Genomic DNA, 17,235 nt, shown 5'->3' on the forward strand with positions numbered 1-17,235 from the left:
CCTCTATTTTCCCTCGATTTCCTTTGTGACTATTTGGATCAACTTCTTTTGTGCATCTTCAAGTTTATCGTTATGCACAGTATATTCATATTTGCCCTCTTTTTCGGCAAACTCAATCTCTTTTCTGGCATTATTCAACCTGATACTGATTGTTTCTTCGCTGTCGGTCCCTCTTTTGTGCAAGCGGCGTTCCAGAACTTCCAGTGAAGGCGGCAAAATGAGTATGCCCACGGCTTCAGGATAGACAACATCAAATTTTTTCTTCCCATAAACATCGATGTCCATGATAATATGATCTCCAGAACCGGTAACCCTGTCGACAAACCCCTTTGGTGTCCCATAATAATTGCCGTGAACGACCTGCCATTCGGCGAATTCATTGTCTTCGATACGTTTCTTAAATTCCTCATCAGAAAGGAAAAAATAATGAATACCATCGACTTCACCGGCCCGTGGCTTCCGGGTTGTGGCCGAAATGGAATAGACCATATTTGGTATGGCTGCTTTGAGATAATTGAGAAGCGTTGTTTTCCCCGCACCTGATGGGGCCGAAACAACAAATATTTTTCCTTTAGAACTCAATGAGTATCCGCCTTGGTAAATGAAATCATGCCTGTGGATGAAAAAGGTGAGCGAATCCCGGTGCTACTCCTCATTCGATTCCCCGGAATTATCTTCATCCAGCTTGTCCCGTTCTTCCTGCTTCTTACGGTCTTCTTCAGTCTGCTCTTCGATCATTTTGCGAACTTCAAGCTCCCGCTGGGCAAAATCTTTCTCCTTTAAGAGCAAATACTGCGATTTGGAGAGGTGATTGATGATATTATTCATTGTCTTGCTGATCACAAGAAACAAAATAAACATCACCACAAAGGAAGAGAATGCAATTACATAATGTAAGATCATATATGTATAAAATAGTTTTATGGCATGTTCGGTGAAGGCTAAATCCGTATTTTACCTGCAAAAATATTGAGCAGCTTTTCATTCCGAATTCAAACAGGATAGAGTATATTATATAAATTGAAAGATCAACCACTTTTTTGAAAGGAGTCGGCAATGAAAGGGACTATTGTACTCTGCACTGCGATCCTGGGTGTTTTTATTTTATTGATGAACTGTGGCGATGATGATGGTAACCCGGCAAAAGCATCTCCAACCACGACCGATACCGCTATAGTCAACACCGGCGCCTGGACATCTACCACCGATTCGGTATTTCTTCATTCAGAAGTATGTGCTGTCTATGACACAACTTCCGGGGTCGATTCGCTGGTATACGGTCCCTGTCCGACCGAACCATCCGGCGTGCCGATCAATATTAATGCCACTACCGGTCTCTGGTCAATCAGGATCACCGACCTTGCGCCGATTGCCGAGGCATTTGGTATAGACGTTTCCGACCCCATGTTCGGCTATATTTCACTGACATTTTCCAAAACCCATACTCCTCAATCCTCCACCGCACTACCCGAGTTTGTGGGAACATGGCAGGACACCTTTCCCGCAATGGGTGATATCGTCCCCCGGGATGTCTATATGTATGTCAATTTCGAGATCGATTCGAGCTATCAGATATACGCATGGTATAAAGGGGAATAACATTAAAGAAAAGGGAACGAAAGGTTTATGAGAAAAGTGTATAGAAGACGATTTGTCTAAAAGGCAATACCAAATCCGATGGAAGCAAATCGTTTCGGGGAGAGCGTTCCCTTGCTTTCAAGTATGGTTGCATTGAAAAGGTTGGTGGCGACAAAGTCGATCCGGTATCGTTCTCCGAATTCTGCACTGAGTTTTACATCGGTCCGCCAGTAGGACTTGAGAGTATCGGAGGGGACGTTATCCAGAACAAGCCCATCGCTGCCAACAACAATCATACTGTCTTCTCCGAGCCATTGTTGTATATCGTTATTTTCCCAGTCGAGATAGTACCGCTCCCCAACATAGCCTTCGGCTACAGAGCCTTCAATAAAAACATTGCCGAATTGTTTCCTGGTGCGCCATCCGAAATTAATCATGGTTTTGGGGATATAATCGAGGGGATAATCGTATTCTTCATCCCACGAGGTTTGGTAAACACCATTCAGAAAAGGCATGAACCAGGGCACCGAAGCCCACGTTAGCTCCCCTTCAATCCCCTTGGACCAGGCTTCGGAGATATTCCGGTGGGTGACCGCGACAACAATATCATTCTTATCCTTGCCCCATGAAAAATTTTCAGGGTCGGGATTGGGAAGTATCAGATCACTCATCCAGTTGTGAAAAAGACCCAGGCTCAGGGTCAGCGAAGAAATCGGAAAGACACTGATACCGCCGTCGACAGCCCACAGGTTCTCCGGCTTCAGTTCGGGATTGGAAATAATCCTGGAATCATCGTTGAGAAGCAATACCGGCATAAAGAGTTCGCTGAATGCAGGCGCCCGGAACGCCCGACCGGCCGAGAGACGAAACCGCAGATGATCTACAGGCTTATAATTGATGCCTAGTTTCGGAGAAAAGGCGCTGCCAAAGGATGAGTGATAATCGAAACGTATCCCCGGCACTATATCGATAATTTTTCCAAAGGATATTTCATCCTGGAGATAGGCGCCGAAATTTACGATCCCCTTATCAACGCTGTATGCCTTATAGGCGAGCCGGCCTGTTTCCCGTTCCCGAGCGGCGCCGAATGAAACCGTGTTCCAGAGATTTTCAACACCGGCAGTGACAATATGAGACCGCCCAAGGGTAAAAATCCCCTGAGCTTCAACCATCCAGTCATCCGAATAAGAGCTCCATACACTTGCAATAGTTCCATCAACCATATCATCGGGGAAACCGCTCCATTCATTAAAGAAATCTCCCTTTGTTTTCCGGTAATACCCCCCGATCTTCAGGTCAAGCCAATCGGCAGCCCTGATTTTACACCGGGGACCAACAAGAAATTTTTCGCCCTCAGTGACAACATCATGTGTATCGGGAATTGCCTTGGTTTTTCCAAAACCCAGGTTGCTGTTGAAATATCTCCCATGGAACTCGAGCCGAACACGGTCGTTGATCCGGTACCCCGCCTTTGTGAACAGCCGGAAATCCCGATAATCATAATTTTCGGCAGGAATACGATACTCTTCATAGGGACCTTTACGAAATGCACTGTCATTAACAAGATAATTGCCGGTATTGCGGAATCCGCCCGAAACCAGGTAATCGAAGTCCTCGTTTCCGCCGTTACTCTGCGCTTCGATGTTCCAGTAGGTTTCCCGGGCGCTCTTTTTCAGGATAGTTTTTGTGGATTGGTGATTATCATCATCGAAAACCTTTTTTGCCACGGTAAAAGGATAGCTGTTTTCAAAATATACCCTGTGAGATGGAGGCCCATCACCGGTAACCGTAATCACATTGATACATCCGGCAAAGGCATTGGCTCCATAAAGTGAGGAGTATGGCCCTCTGACAATCTCTATGCGCTTAATAGCATTACGGGGGATCTCATTGATAATAAGGAAGGGGGTTCCGGACACATTGGTAGGGATACCATCCACGAGAACCAGCACGCGGGTGGCGGCATAGGAGCCGGGAATTGCACGCATGATTATATCCGACGGCACTCCTTCACCAATACCCGCAAGCCGTTTCAGTTGAACACCGGTTTCATGCTGTATCAAATCGTTAACGTCTCTGGCCGGTGAAAGGTCGATTTCATCTTCAGAAATCGTCGTGACACTCGCCGGCGTCTCCGAAATCTTCCTTTTGGTTCGGGTTGCGGTAACGACAATTTTATCCAGATCGGTTATTTTCTGTTCCTGTTCCTGCATAGCCAGAGTATCTTTATGTTCAATGCTGTCGGTATGAATCTCGCCGGATATACAGAGCCCGGGAAAAGGAAGCAGGACAGCCATAGTCACGAAAAAAGTATTTTTAAGAGAATTGTTCATTTTTTCCGGTGATTTTTCTTCTTAAGAGAGGTAATTCATTAACCCTGCGGCATAATTAAGTGCCCGCTAATTAAAATATAATAGCTTCTTTTACGTTATATATATAAAACAGGATTTTTTTTTAAAAGTGGTTGTTTATCTGAATAAATACCGCTAATATTTTGTGATCAGTATTTTTGACGGCAGATTTCTTTGACCTGGCAACATTTACGATTGTATATTAGAAGGTTCGAAAAAGCATAATAAAACGATAGAGGAAGGCCATTGTGAAAGCAAAAACTCATCCCAAATATGATCCTACGAAGTTCACCTGTTCTTGCGGCAATGTTATCGAAACCCGATCCACATCCAAGAGCATGCATATCGAAATCTGCAACAAGTGTCACCCCTTTTACACCGGGAAGCAGAAACTTGTGGATACAGCCGGACGGGTAGAACGTTTCCGCAAGCGCTATGAAAAAGCAAAAAAAGAATCATAGCTGAACCCAGAAAATAATTACGGGCGGAAAGGGCTGGTGTATGCCTTTTTCGCCCATTCTTTATTATAATAATTTAAGTGACTACTCAGGTTCCTATGAACGATTTCAGGCGTCATTCCGGCCTGATCGAGTAATGACACATTAATCCGATTTTTTCAAAGGATATGGTATGTTCTTAAAAAAGGTTGCCGGATATTTTCATTTGCTGGTATTCGGTACGGTGCAGGCAGTTTCAAAGCCAAAAAAGAGCAAAGTCGGCGGGCAGGCGATAATCGAAGGTGTTATGATGCGTGGCAAGTCGAAAGTTTCATGGGCGGTTAAAAAGCCGGACAGTGAGATTGTACTTGAAGCTTTTTCCTTTGTTTCGGTGGCCCGGAAATACAAGTTTTTGAAATTGCCGGTTTTTCGAGGGGCGATAAGCCTTTTCGAATCGCTCAAGCTGGGCTACAAAGCACTCACCCGATCGGCAGAGATTGCCTATGAAGAAGAAAAAAGCGAAGAAGAGCGGAGCTGGAAAGATACCATGGCATCGATTGGTACATTTGTCTTTGCCTTCGGCCTTTCGATATTTCTTTTCATGTACCTTCCCATGCTTGTTCTGACTTTGCTGGGATTCGAAAAAAGCGCTTTTGCTTTTAATTTGGGGGCGGGAACTATTCGAATTATTCTTTTTCTCGGTTACCTTCTTGGAATCAGCCTATGGAAAGATATCCGCCGTCTGTTCGAATATCATGGCGCCGAACACAAGGCAATTTTTGCCTTTGAGGACGGCAAAGAATTGACTATCGAAAACATGGGACCTTACAAAACCTTTCACCCACGGTGTGGAACGAGTTTCATTATTCTCGTCTCGCTGGTCTGCATTCTGCTCTTTTCGGTAATCGATGCACTCATTCTGAAGTACATTCTCGAATCCAGCTATCCGATCTGGCTTCGTCTGATAGTCCACCTGAGCCTGGTCCCACTGATTTCGGGGATATCCTATGAAGTGCTGAAACTTTCCGATCGTTTTCGCCACCTATTTCCTTTCAATGTACTGGTATTACCGGGACTGTGGCTGCAGCATATTACCACCCGTGAACCTGATAATCATCAACTGGAAATTGCATCAAGGGCATTAAAGGCAGTTATATGAGAGATAAAGTAAAAAAGACTCTGGCTCGTCATAAAGAACTTGAAGAGCTCATGGCATCACCGGAGGTTATCGGTGATACCGGGCTCATGGAAAAGTACGGAAGAGAGTATAATTCGATCGCCAAAAATCTTCCTGTATTTAACGAATATCTGAAAACTCTCGAGCGGTACCAGGAAGCAAAGGAACTGACTGAAAACGACTCCGACCGGGAGCTTCTTGAACTGGCCCAGGAAGAACGGGCCCAGATTGAAGAAAACCTTCCCGAGCTGGAACAGAGGGTCCGGTATCTCCTTGTTCCCAAAAATCCAAACGATCTTAAGAATGCGATTATGGAAATCAGGGCCGGAACCGGCGGTGTTGAAGCTGGTATTTTCGCATCGGATCTTTATCGCATGTACAGCCATTTTATTGAGCAGAAAGGGTGGAAGCAGGAGATACTCAGTTCCAGCTACGGCGAAATTGGCAGTATCAAGGAAATCGTTTTTATGGTCAGCGGTGAAGGGGTCTTTGGTTGTTTGAAATACGAATCGGGTATTCATCGGGTGCAACGGGTTCCTCAGACCGAATCGCAGGGCCGAATTCATACATCGGCGGCCTCGGTTGTTGTTCTTCCCGAGGCTGGTGATTTCGAGATGCAGATCGATCCCAACGAGCTTCGTATCGATGTCTATCGTTCGAGCGGTCCCGGAGGCCAAAGTGTCAATACCACCGATTCGGCGGTACGGATTGTCCACGAGCCTACCGGTCTGACGGTGACCTGTCAGGATGAAAAATCACAGCATAAGAACAGAGCCAAGGCACTGAAGGTTCTCAAAACCCGTCTGTACGACATGAAATTGAAGGAAAAGGAAGCCAAAGAGAGCGCAACGCGCCGCAATATGGTGGGAACCGGCGACCGGAGTGAAAAAATCCGCACCTACAATTTCCCCCAGGGACGGGTTACCGACCACCGGATCGGCCTTACTCTTTACAAACTCGACTCAATCATGGGCGGTAACCTCGAAGAAATCACCGACGCTCTCACCAATGCCGATCTCAACGAACGAATTAAGGTCGTTAAGGTATAGCGATAGAGAAAAAACAATGATAAATGGTTCTGTTCGTTCTGGGCCCTCTGTCCTCTCCCCTCGAATTTCGACCTTCCACCTTGAACCTTTATCCCCCTTTCCCCATGACCTTGAACATAATATTACACTCTGTTAACAAAGCGCTCCTTCCGGTGGCGGGTGAACGGGCACGGTATGAGACTGAGTTATTGCTCGAGCATGTTCTCTCCTGTTCGCGGTCGGACCTCTATTGTGCGGGAGACTGCACGATCGATAATGCCACCGAAAAACGAATTAAAAAATATGTCGCAGAACGCCTGAGGGGAACACCGATCGAATATGTGCTGGGAGTTGCATATTTTTACAACCGGGAGTTTACCGTTACCTCCGATGTCCTTATCCCCCGCCCCGAGACGGAAGTCATTGTCGAGACGATCCTCGACAATGAGACCGATGAGGGATCGTTTTTTCTGGATACAGGAACGGGGCCGGGAACCATAATCGGAGCACTTGTCAAAGAACGACCTTCATGGTATGGTATCGGAACCGATATCTCCTTTCCCGCTCTCCGTGTCGCACACAAAAACCTTGGTAATCACGCTGCACTCCTCTGCACCGATCTGACCGCCGCGCTCACCCCCGCGGCAACCTTCGATTTCATAGTCTGCAATCCTCCCTATATTGCGCTTCATGAAGCTCCGGAACTGGATCGAAGTGTGATCGATTATGAGCCCTCTATCGCCCTGTTCGGTGGTAAGGAGGGACTCGATTATTACCGCAGGATGGCCAACCTAGCCTTACCCCTCCTTAAAGAACATGGATCGATATATTTTGAAATCGGAGCAACACAAAAAGAACAGGTTACAGTGATTTTCACTGATGCAGGATGGCACGACATACGCTGCGTTCAGGACTTGGCCGGAAGAGACAGAGTTGTTGCCGCAAAGAAAGGTTGAGAGTGTCGATACAACCCTTTAAGAAAAACTTTCTCACGTTCATTCCCGGGTTACTCTACCGTATCACTGTTCACCTGCGCAACAAAGCATACGACCGGCTCAACGTCATCACTCATATTGTTGACCGGCCGGTAATCAGTGTGGGATCGGTGACCGCGGGAGGATCGGGGAAAACCCCCTTAGCCCTTCGGATAGGAGAATTCATTCATGCCCAGGGCCATCAGGAGATTTTTCTCAGCCGTGGCTATAAACGGAAATATTCGAAGAATGTTATTGTTACCCCCTCCATGGATGCATCATGGGAAGCTATCGGTGATGAACCTTCTTTACTTCGCAATCGACTTCCTTCAGCATGGCTTGGTATCGGCAAAGACAGAGTGAAAAATGCCCACGCTCTCTCCGCTATCACTCCAAAAAATTCGGTGTTTATCCTCGATGATGGTTTTCAGCACAGAAAGCTCCACCGGGACCTGGATATCATCGCCCTCCCTACAGGGGTGGAAAAGGAAAACATGATCCCCTTTGGTTTCCTTCGGGAGCCGCTGGAAAACAGCAACCGTGCGCAGGTAATATGTTTGATCGGTACGCCGGAAGAGCGGGAATTACTGCAGCAGACAAGAGATGAAATCATAAAAATTACGAAAAACAGCTCTGTTTTTATGCTCTATCAGGCTGCAGAGGAATGGGTTAACTGCCAGACCGGTGAGTCCTCCAAAAAGCTTCCCTGCAAAAATCCTTCACTTATTTCTGGCATTGCACGGCCAGAAAGGTTTATATTATTAGTAGAAAAGGAGGGGGTTAAGCCTGTTTCAATTTCCAGATTCGACGACCACCATATCTTTTCTGCCGAACAGATTAGCGGGGCAATAGCGGACAATTGTGATGGAATTATCACCACCGAAAAAGATTCATGCCGTATAAAAGAGCTAAATCTTGTAAATTGCCCGGCAATTTGGTATCTTAAAATAGGGCTTGCATTTTTTAATGCAGCTGAAGAAAAAAATTTTAACGACTTGATTCTCACTAATTTATAAGGTTAGTTGCAAAATTAGAGGAGGTTGTTGCATGAAGAAGGGAGCCTTCTTGACGTGCCTAATTTCCATGGCGTTCGCCATAGTTACATCCCTCTACGCAGAAGAGGGCCAGTTTGTCCGGGTGACCGAACCCTTTGCGAATGTCTATGAGTTTCTTGATCCCCAATCCAAAATAATTATGCAAGCGAAAAAGGGCGATCATTTTGAGCTGGTCTATTCCGGAACATCATGGTTCCAGGTCAAAGTCAAGAACAAAGTCGGCTGGATTGAACGCAGGGCCGGCGAAGTTGTGAGCGATCAGAGTGGATTTCCGGTTCTTTCGATCACCTTGTTGCTCATAATGATTGCCGGAACGTTTGGGGGCGTATTTGTGTTTATTCAAAGGCAAAAAACAGCAGAGTTTTAAGACACCTCAATCAATTGCGGTACTAATGAAACCAGAAGCATCCTGCTTCACTGGGCTTCTTCTAGTTATAACATTTACTCTTTCCGCCCAGCAAACCGCCCCCCCAAAAACCATCTCGGGACAAAGAGCGGATTCTTCAGCTGTTTCTCCCGAAGATACCGCTCAGTATATAACCATTTCCCAAGGTCCTGCTCCTGTTCTCAAATCACTGGCTCCGAATTCTCCCATCCTGGGCATGGCACAGCAGGGGAAGATATTCCGGTTAATTAACCGGGGTAAATCATGGCACAGGATTGCCTTTAAGGATACTATCGGCTGGATCGAAAAAAGGTATACCAAAAGTGTGGTGAACAACCGATTTTCATCCCTTACCCGCAATCTTCCTGCATACGGTATCGGCGCTCTGTTCGGAGGCGGTCTGATTTTTCTTCTGGTACTGGCCGCGATCTTTTTAGGCGGTCGAATCCTTATTGCCGGCCTGAAAAAGAGATCTTCCGTTAATGTGCCTGCAGGAAAAGGCTGCCTGATTATAGCCCGTGAAACAAAAAAAATCGAATATTCTCTGTCATCACGGGTTGCCGCTCTTGAAACCTGTTTCACGGAAATCGGTTTTGAGGTTACCAATGCCCATGAACTCAATGTGGCCAGAAATATCCTCTGGCATTACAATCCGGATGTTATCTGTGTTGACTGGCAGCTCGAAGACAATATTCATAAAAAGGTTGGAAACCTTCTCCTGGGTAAAGCATCGACAGCAAATATTTTTGTGATTTTTTACAACGTACCCGATCCGGCATCGGTGCAGCAAAACAGCGGCATACCCAATGTCAGTTATCTGGGGATATCTTTTACCGACAGGGATATTTTCAAATTTGTCACTCCGCTGATAATGACCGACCGTAAATCCAAAGAGGTGCGCAGGAGCGTCGAAAGCCATGCCCTCGAAGGCGACATTTCCAACGGCAGCCTCTCCGAAGTCTTCCAATTTCTTGAAATCGGCAAGAAAAGCGGGTGCATGCTTATCGATAAAAACGGCCCCTACGGCATGATCTATTTCGAACAGGGCCAGATTACTTCGGCCTCAACACCATCTCAAAAGGGCAATGATGCCGTGTACTCAATGTTGAACATTCCGGAGGGAACGTTCCGGTTTCTTTTAGGAAAATCATCACAGGCCAGAAATGTCACTATCGGTACCCTCGGTCTTCTTATGGAATGGGCCCGGCTGAACGATGAAGCTTCTCGGCATTGATTACGGCAAAAAACGGATCGGTTGTGCGGTCACCGACCAAACCGGTACTGTTATTCGAAGCCTCCCTACCATTGTCAGGACCCGAAAAACCAGCCTTCTTGATGAAGTTTGTACATTAATAGAAAACGAAAAACCCCATGCTCTTGTTTTCGGCGTGCCCTTAGGGTATAATGAACAGGAAACAGCGATGTCCCGGGAAATCAGGGCCTTTGCCGCTGAAGTGCAAAAAAGAACCGAGGTTCCCGTGCATTTTATCGATGAAAGCCTGACATCCCAGGCGGCAGAAAAAATGCTTCAATCTCGAAAAAAGAAACATCGGAAAGATAAAAAGAATATCGACCGGATCGCCGCCTGTCTGATTCTTGATGCATTCAATAAGGAACAGTAATGCGGTTGCTGAAATCATGTGCAGGCACTTGCATAGCAGGTGCACTTCTCCTGAGCTCGACCTGCCCCACGCAGGATGACTTTTTTCCACCACCACTCGAAGCGCCTGTGTTTGCCGATATTACCGCAGGAGCAGTACGCCAGGGCGGACGGTACCATCCATCACTGTGTATGACCTGGTCACCACCAGCCCAGGATTCAAACCAGGTGGATTATTACTCCATCCTCAGAAACGCAGTTAATTTCAGCGACACCCTGTTCAGTATCGCCCGCCACTCGATTCCCGGAAGTATAACATCCTACTGCGACCGGATTGATCAGTTCGGCTTTCCCAAGGAAAGTATCAAAAAGATTTCTTACCGGATCTGCACCCTCGACACCGCCGGACAAAGCGGCGATACCTCGCAGACCGACACGTTCTTTCTGGCCGTTCCTCCACGTTTGAGGCGCCCTGCAATCGACGACACCCTGACAGAAAACTATTTCGAATGGTCTATGCGCGGCGTATTCGGGCAATACCGTACATTTATGCTTTTCTGGAACTCATCCGGACTCCTCTGGCAGAGCACTCCCGATTCTACCTACGGCAATGAAAAAAACGATGTGTTCACCGCCGCACTCCCCGATTCACTCTATAATTCGCTTACCGGCGACACCTGTTTCTGGGGGGTTAAAATTGAAGCACTCTCATTGCCCTATCAGGAATCCATAGATATCCGGTCGGTGTATGTTTCGAAATAAACTTGCTTATCCATTCAGTCTGCTCTGGATCTTACCGATTCTGCTCTTTTGTCAAAAAGCAGTATCAGTCGGTTATTCGCTCCAGTCCTTTTCATCCGATCAGGTAAAAATCCAGTTCACGGCCACTGGACGGGAACTGCAGGGTTCAGCAGCAAAATCTGAATTTACTCTTGGCATTGCCGGCTACACCCCTCTTGGACCTGATGTGCGGATATCTCTCCATTCTCCATTGACTCCATCCGTTATGCACCCAGAAGTGGTTTCGATCAGCAAAGGATGGGCTGGGACTGATTTCTATCACTGGATTGTCTTTTCATTGGGGAGGCCATCCGGCGGCAGTATTCCGGATACAATTCAGGGAATGATAGACCTCAGTTTTTCATCGCCGGTATTTGCCTCCACTCCCCCGCCTTTTATCCGTAACGGCGTTCTCCATGCAATGCCGCTGCACCGACTGAGCAAGGCCGCAGGCAATACAGTTCTTCCGGACCTTCCCTACACCAGGGGGATTCGAATTGAAATCGATGAAGACGGTATTTACGAGATTCCCGGCGCCCGGCTTGAGGAAATGGGGGTGGCGATCGATCGTATTTCCTCACGGTATTACCACCTCTTTCAGCAGGGAAAGGAAATTCCGATCTATATCACCAATTCACATCGTGAACACCTGGCCCCACAGGAAAAAATCCTGTTTTACGGCAAACACCTCAGAGGAACAAAGTCTTTTTACCCTCAGTATTCCAATACCAATGTTTACTGGTTGACCTGGGAGAGCAGTCGTGTAGGTCTTCGTATTGCCGAAGGCTCGGTGACTCCCCGCATCGATGAAACCGCGTGGACACCCGGCGATACGGCAGAACTTTTTGCCCGGGAATTCAGAGATACCCTTCATTTCGAAGAAGACAATGATATCCGCTGGCTGGGCGATATCAACGCACCACAGGATATCGCCGAATCACCGTCCGAAACCGACGTTGTCGATAACTGGTACTGGGGTGGTATCGGCGCCGAGGAGATCACACAATTCACCATCGATATTCCTTCACCATCAACCAGTGCACAGGTCCGGATGCGATTCTGTTTCATGGGGATTACCAGTGTTGCCGAAGATCAGCAGGACCACCGTATTTCGATTCTTGTCAATGGTGATTCGCCCGGCGGTATCAAGCAGACTGCAGTGTGGGACGGCCAGACCGGCCATATTTTCGAAACCGGTTTTTTCTCTCTCCCCCAGTTGAAACACGGCGCTAATACAATAACATTTATTACCGAGCCGCGTTCCTATGAAGACCGGGTGTCGCTCAACTGGATTGAAGTGGAATACAACCGCACATTCTCCGCTCTATACAACAGGATTCTTTTTAAAAACAATCCCTCCGATATCAACGCGTTCAAGCAGTTTACCGTTACGGGGTTCACTACCGACAATATCGACGTATGGGACCTGACCAACTCCCGGGTACTGCACGGCTTTACTGTCCGCAATGAGTTTGTTGAAAGAAAAAGTTCCTTTGCCCTGGTGTTTCAGGACAGCCTTATTGCCCCTACCCGGTTTCTTGCCCAAGCAACCTCGCTCCGCAAAGAACCACTGGCCATGAGTCCCGACGCGATCAGAAAGAATTTCGATTTCTCTGAAGGACTCGACTACCTGATGATCACCTCCCGTGACCTGAAGCCCTCACTCGAACCGCTTGCCGCCTTTCATGCTGCCCGGGGATTGCGAACCGAAATAATCACCATTGAAGACATCTACAACAGGTTTACTTATGGCATTAAAAATCCCGAGAGTATCCGCCTGCTGGTTGCTCACATTTTTTCGAAAGCCGGCAGCAATGCACCCCGTTATATACTGCTGGGCGGCGACACATCACACGATCTCGATAAAAATCAGGAGCGAAAGGCCCTCAATATCGTTCCTACCCACCTTTCCCGGATTCCCGGCTGGGGGCCCTGTTCCGATGACAGCTATTTTGCCACGGTGCGGGGTGATGACAATTTTCCCGATTGCTATGTCGGCCGGTTTCCTGCACGGAACAGTGAGGACATGGAGACACTGGTAAACAAAGCAATCAAATATCATTCGGGCCTCGAAACCGGTTACTGGCGCGATAATCTTCTTTTGATTGGTGGATTTGAAGAACCCTTTTCTTCATTCAATGATGCGGTCACTTCCGATCATGTCGGTCCCGCCATGCATACGGTCCGCCTTGATGCCTATCCATCATCGAAATACTACCAGACCTCCTACACGGGATCCAATTTCATAATCGATCATCTCAATGCGGGTGTGTATGCCGTCAATTTCAACGGCCATGGAGGCGGCAACGTATGGTCGGATAATAATTTCCTGGGTATCGATAAACTTTCGAGACTTCATAACGATCAATGGCCAGATGGCGGACGTCTTCCGTTTATTTTCAGTTTTACCTGTCTAACCGGATTTTTCGAGAGTGTGTTTTACCGTTCTCTGGGCGAAGAATTCATTCGCCGGGGTATGGAGGGAGCGATCGGTTTTTACGGAGCCTCGGCATATACTTCTCAGAGCGGTAACCTGATCATGAACGGCATTATGCTTCGTGATGCGGTCTCCGGTACATTCGAGAGTATCGGCGAACTTCTGTGGCTGGCAGAGATGAAAATGCTGGTGCGCGATGATATCAGATATCTTCCGCTGGTGCGACAGTACAATTTGCTGGGCGATCCCTCGATCCCTTGGGAGCTGCCGCCCGATTCTCTGGTGCTTTCACTTAAAAACAACTCCCTTGCACCCGGTGATTCACTTTCATTCACCGGTATAACCACTCCCCTCACCGGGGGCAAAGTCAAACTACGGGTTATGGGAGACAATATCACCTGGAACGAGCGTCTCCTCGACTTCGGAAATTCGTCTTTTTCCGCTCAGATACCGGTTAAGGATTCCTCGGTTGTTGCCGAGGGCATGGTCAGGGCCTATGCCTGGAATGACAGCATGCAAATCACGGGATGGACCGGATTTTCAAAAAGCCTCCTGAATGTTTCTGATATCACACTCCCCAGAGATAAACCTCATTACGGTGATACGGTTTCTGTCGCCTGCAAAATAGCGATACCTCCGTCAACTTCAACCCCAACAGTCATGTGTATGTATGCAATCGATTATCCCTATGCGGAAAATCCGGATTTTAACCGGTTTTCTCCAATTCTCATGCATTCAGACAGCGCGGGCAACTGGACTACCGAACAACCACTTCGTCTCGAGTACACGGGTAAACCTGACGCCAGACTGCTGGTCAAATTCCGACTCTCGGGATCCTCCAGTGAATCATCGGTTTACTCCTTCGACATAGCGGGAACACCCGATCTCAGATTTACTACCGATTCACTTGTCCCCCTCTGGATCAACGATTCGCTGGGTTTGAGTTTTGAAATCGTCAATAGCGGCAATCACAAGGCGCCGCCCTTTACCGTATCGCTGTTCATGGGCACGCCGTTGCAAACACCGTTTCGTGAAATCCCTTTCGGCGATTCACTGATGCCCGGAAAGACCGTACGTTTTACCCCAACGCTCCCGGACACTCAGGGCGTGCATCCCCTTTCGGCATGGATTAATTACGATGCAACATTCACCGAGATTTACCGGGACAACAATGAAATCAACGGCACGCTGTCGGTGCATTACACCACCCTTCACGCACCAACCGATACGCTCTGGTCAAAGGGGAAAGGAGTACATATCACCCCTCCGACAATGCTTGCATTACCTCATGTAGTATTTCTTTTCGGTACTGCAATATCCGTACCCTCGCCCTTATCGACAGAATCGTCATGGATACCCCTGATCGGTGATTCGGTGAAACATTTTTCAATCGGCACCCGTCCATCCCTGTCCCCCGCCGATTCGCTCCGGTGGACTTTTCATCCCGATTCGGGACTCTTCCAGCCAACCCTGGCAAAAAAGTCGGCGCCCAGAGCAATAACGAAAAAGGGTGTGATGTCCTACGATTCAACGGCGGAGCGGTGGCAATATATAACCCGCCAGTGGAATTCTTCAACCCACGCCTTAACAATAACCAGTGTTGAGTCGGGTCCCTTTGCTCCGGCCAATTGCAGTGATATGTCCCCGCCGAAAATCAGTGTTGCCGTAGCCGGAAGGAAACTCGTTTTCCTCGATTACGCTGCAAAAGACAAACCCTTTGACATCTTTATCACCGACCCCTCGGGTATCGTGCCCTCATCGGTGGAAATCAGTGTCAACAGCCGTGTGATGGACCAGAATCTCATCTCCCCGATCCCGGAGTCCGGTGACCTGGAAACCGTGCGGATTACCGCATACCCGCAAAAGCAGCGAACCACCGATTCTATTTCGATCTATGCGCAGGATTTTGCCGGCAATGATACCTGCGCAGTCTTTGCCTATCTGCCCGGTGAAAACCTCTCGATTAAATTCCTCGCCTGTCATCCCAATCCATTTACCGCCCGTCAAAATGCCGACGGCGAAACAGCACAGACAACCCGTCTTGCCTACCTCCTTACCGATGTTGCCGATAAAGTGAACATAACGATCTTTACGATTGGTGGTAAAAAGGTGCGTACCTGGTCCTTTGAAGATATAATCGGGTACCAGGAGGTCGAGTGGGACGGCAAATCGCAACACGGGTATCGTATCGCCAACGGGACCTATTACGTAAAATTAACAGCAAGAAATGACAGGAAAAGGGTAAAAAAGTTTTTAAGAATCGCAAAGTGCGAGGGATATTGAGGAAGAATAACGACGAGGGTTAAAGCCGGTTTCTTACATCATATCTTTTAATTCGATATCGGGATGATGGTACCGTGACCGGGAGGCGGTTTTCTTACCGCTCTGGATTGCCGCCTGGGGACACCAGTGGAAGCAGGCCAGGCAGCTTTCGCATTTGTGACGCCACTGAGGTTTACCATCGATCATTGTGATATTCTGAACAGGACAGATTTTTTCGCAAATACCACAGGAGTTACATTTCTCATCGACAAAAAATGCTTTATCGGTTTCGTTGATCTTTTTCATCATTACACCGCTGGTGGAAGAAGCCAGTGAACCCAGGATGCCAAGGTTGGTATCTACAGTATGATTGCTTTTGTTTTTAACGGTTGCAGCAATCTGCTTAATTCTCTCTTGTTCTACTTTATACATGCCTTCCCGTTTTTCCGCTTTCGGAACATCATACACCATCGTGGCATTTCCCGGCATACGGACTGCAAAGCCGGCATTGAGCGAAAGATTTCGTTTAGCAAGGGTCTTTTTCATTAATTTGCCTGAAGCGGTCAACAGACCACCATAGGAGGCCAACCCGAAAGTATAGGCATTTTTATGAAATTGCACCTTTTCAATAAAATTGACAACAATATTGGGGAGCCCGAAACAATACACCGGATACGCGATACCGGCAACGTTGCAATCACTCTGATCAAACTCCATGGTATAGGATATTTTTACCAGTTCAACACCGCCCACTTCCTGTGCCAGATCTTTTGCAAGTTTCAAGGTATTTCCTGAACCGGTGAAATAAAATATTTTTGAAACCATAATTCTCTCCTCGGAATTATCGTGTGATTTACATCTTTTCCAGAGCGGTTTGCCCGTTCTGGCCAATTTCAATCCCCTTCTGTTGCGCGGCGACGTTGACTTCTTTGACTGTCCCTTTCAAAAGGTCATCGACCGTAATGATCGATGCACCTTCGGCGCCGGCCATTTTCACGGCAGGATAGCTGAATTTATCGAGAGCAGCAACATCAAAGGCGCCGCAACCGATCATTCCTGTACCGGTATCGGCAAAAACGACATTGAAAGGACCGCAGGGAATGACATAAGCATTGATCGGCCTTCCATTCAACTCCAATTGTTCATGAATCATAGAGGAACTCCTTGTGTG

General features: G+C 47.5%; 16 protein-coding genes. 11 read left to right on the forward strand and 5 right to left on the reverse strand.

Annotated elements, in window-relative coordinates; translation table 11 throughout:
- Nucleotides 1-3: 3 nt before the first annotated feature.
- Together GF401_06415 and GF401_06420 are read right to left on the reverse strand one after the other, a co-directional pair.
- Nucleotides 4-582: a guanylate kinase gene (locus tag GF401_06415; GenBank protein MBD3344678.1), complete on the reverse strand. Its 579-nt coding sequence runs from the start codon at nt 580-582 to the stop codon at nt 4-6.
- Nucleotides 583-645: 63 nt separating this feature from the next.
- Nucleotides 646-828: a hypothetical protein gene (locus GF401_06420; protein MBD3344679.1), complete on the reverse strand. Its 183-nt coding sequence runs from the start codon at nt 826-828 to the stop codon at nt 646-648.
- Between the two features lie 228 nt (nt 829-1,056).
- Here GF401_06420 and GF401_06425 point away from each other — a divergent pair, with 228 nt between their 5' ends.
- Nucleotides 1,057-1,599 carry a hypothetical protein gene (locus tag GF401_06425; protein MBD3344680.1) on the forward strand — a complete coding sequence of 181 codons (543 nt, stop codon included), beginning with the start codon at nt 1,057-1,059 and terminating at the stop codon, nt 1,597-1,599.
- Between the two features lie 56 nt (nt 1,600-1,655).
- Here GF401_06425 and GF401_06430 read toward each other — a convergent pair whose 3' ends face one another.
- The gene (locus tag GF401_06430) at nt 1,656-3,911 is read right to left on the reverse strand and encodes a TonB-dependent receptor (GenBank protein MBD3344681.1); all 2,256 of its coding nucleotides are present in this window, start codon (nt 3,909-3,911) and stop codon (nt 1,656-1,658) included.
- Between the two features lie 266 nt (nt 3,912-4,177).
- Between GF401_06430 and rpmE the strand changes: the two genes are divergently transcribed.
- The 10 genes from rpmE to GF401_06480 all read left to right on the forward strand — a co-directional run bounded on the left by rpmE (nt 4,178) and on the right by GF401_06480 (nt 16,085).
- Entirely contained in the window at nt 4,178-4,390 is a 213-nt protein-coding gene (rpmE, locus tag GF401_06435; GenBank protein MBD3344682.1) for a 50S ribosomal protein L31, read from the forward strand.
- A 169-nt stretch (nt 4,391-4,559) separates the two neighbouring features.
- Complete coding sequence (locus GF401_06440) at nt 4,560-5,525, forward strand: DUF1385 domain-containing protein (GenBank protein MBD3344683.1); 966 nt, start codon at nt 4,560-4,562, stop codon at nt 5,523-5,525.
- On the forward strand, nt 5,522-6,592 hold the full coding sequence (gene prfA, locus GF401_06445; protein ID MBD3344684.1) for a peptide chain release factor 1: 1,071 nt from the start codon (nt 5,522-5,524) through the stop codon (nt 6,590-6,592). The genes GF401_06440 and prfA overlap by 4 nt, the downstream gene beginning before the upstream one ends.
- Before the next feature lie 23 nt (nt 6,593-6,615).
- Nucleotides 6,616-7,527 (forward strand): peptide chain release factor N(5)-glutamine methyltransferase, encoded by a 912-nt coding sequence (gene prmC / locus GF401_06450; GenBank protein MBD3344685.1) that lies wholly within the window; start codon nt 6,616-6,618, stop codon nt 7,525-7,527.
- Complete coding sequence (gene lpxK, locus GF401_06455) at nt 7,458-8,561, forward strand: tetraacyldisaccharide 4'-kinase (protein MBD3344686.1); 1,104 nt, start codon at nt 7,458-7,460, stop codon at nt 8,559-8,561. The genes prmC and lpxK overlap by 70 nt, the downstream gene beginning before the upstream one ends.
- A gap of 49 nt (nt 8,562-8,610) precedes the next feature.
- A complete protein-coding gene (locus tag GF401_06460) occupies nt 8,611-8,967 on the forward strand; it encodes a hypothetical protein (protein MBD3344687.1) in 357 nt (118 codons plus the stop codon).
- A gap of 25 nt (nt 8,968-8,992) precedes the next feature.
- Complete coding sequence (locus GF401_06465; protein MBD3344688.1) at nt 8,993-10,219, forward strand: DUF4388 domain-containing protein; 1,227 nt, start codon at nt 8,993-8,995, stop codon at nt 10,217-10,219.
- On the forward strand, nt 10,200-10,607 hold the full coding sequence (ruvX, locus tag GF401_06470; GenBank protein ID MBD3344689.1) for a Holliday junction resolvase RuvX: 408 nt from the start codon (nt 10,200-10,202) through the stop codon (nt 10,605-10,607). Before GF401_06465 ends, ruvX begins: the two co-directional genes overlap by 20 nt.
- Nucleotides 10,607-11,347, forward strand: a complete 741-nt coding sequence (locus GF401_06475) for a hypothetical protein (GenBank protein MBD3344690.1) — start codon at nt 10,607-10,609, stop codon at nt 11,345-11,347. Before ruvX ends, GF401_06475 begins: the two co-directional genes overlap by 1 nt.
- A complete protein-coding gene (locus GF401_06480; protein ID MBD3344691.1) occupies nt 11,334-16,085 on the forward strand; it encodes a hypothetical protein in 4,752 nt (1,583 codons plus the stop codon). The genes GF401_06475 and GF401_06480 overlap by 14 nt, the downstream gene beginning before the upstream one ends.
- A gap of 33 nt (nt 16,086-16,118) precedes the next feature.
- Here GF401_06480 and GF401_06485 read toward each other — a convergent pair whose 3' ends face one another.
- Nucleotides 16,119-16,889 carry a 4Fe-4S ferredoxin gene (locus GF401_06485; GenBank protein ID MBD3344692.1) on the reverse strand — a complete coding sequence of 257 codons (771 nt, stop codon included), beginning with the start codon at nt 16,887-16,889 and terminating at the stop codon, nt 16,119-16,121.
- A 28-nt stretch (nt 16,890-16,917) separates the two neighbouring features.
- Nucleotides 16,918-17,217: a DUF1805 domain-containing protein gene (locus GF401_06490; GenBank protein MBD3344693.1), complete on the reverse strand. Its 300-nt coding sequence runs from the start codon at nt 17,215-17,217 to the stop codon at nt 16,918-16,920.
- Nucleotides 17,218-17,235 lie beyond the last annotated feature (18 nt).

The sequence above is a fragment of the Chitinivibrionales bacterium genome, from assembly GCA_014728215.1.
Lineage (GTDB): Bacteria > Fibrobacterota > Chitinivibrionia > Chitinivibrionales > WJKA01 > WJKA01.

Coding starts and splice junctions, on each gene's coding strand:
- GF401_06440 (MBD3344683.1), top strand. CDS start 4,560: ATGTTCTTAAAAAAGGTTGCCGGATATTTTCATTTGCTGGTATTCGGT.
- GF401_06420 (MBD3344679.1), bottom strand. CDS start 828: ATGAATAATATCATCAATCACCTCTCCAAATCGCAGTATTTGCTCTTA.
- GF401_06475 (MBD3344690.1), top strand. CDS start 10,607: ATGCGGTTGCTGAAATCATGTGCAGGCACTTGCATAGCAGGTGCACTT.
- lpxK (MBD3344686.1), top strand. CDS start 7,458: ATGGCACGACATACGCTGCGTTCAGGACTTGGCCGGAAGAGACAGAGT.
- ruvX (MBD3344689.1), top strand. CDS start 10,200: ATGAAGCTTCTCGGCATTGATTACGGCAAAAAACGGATCGGTTGTGCG.
- GF401_06425 (MBD3344680.1), top strand. CDS start 1,057: ATGAAAGGGACTATTGTACTCTGCACTGCGATCCTGGGTGTTTTTATT.
- GF401_06430 (MBD3344681.1), bottom strand. CDS start 3,911: ATGAACAATTCTCTTAAAAATACTTTTTTCGTGACTATGGCTGTCCTG.
- GF401_06465 (MBD3344688.1), top strand. CDS start 8,993: ATGAAACCAGAAGCATCCTGCTTCACTGGGCTTCTTCTAGTTATAACA.
- prfA (MBD3344684.1), top strand. CDS start 5,522: ATGAGAGATAAAGTAAAAAAGACTCTGGCTCGTCATAAAGAACTTGAA.
- GF401_06485 (MBD3344692.1), bottom strand. CDS start 16,889: ATGGTTTCAAAAATATTTTATTTCACCGGTTCAGGAAATACCTTGAAA.
- GF401_06490 (MBD3344693.1), bottom strand. CDS start 17,217: ATGATTCATGAACAATTGGAGTTGAATGGAAGGCCGATCAATGCTTAT.
- prmC (MBD3344685.1), top strand. CDS start 6,616: ATGGTTCTGTTCGTTCTGGGCCCTCTGTCCTCTCCCCTCGAATTTCGA.
- GF401_06480 (MBD3344691.1), top strand. CDS start 11,334: ATGTTTCGAAATAAACTTGCTTATCCATTCAGTCTGCTCTGGATCTTA.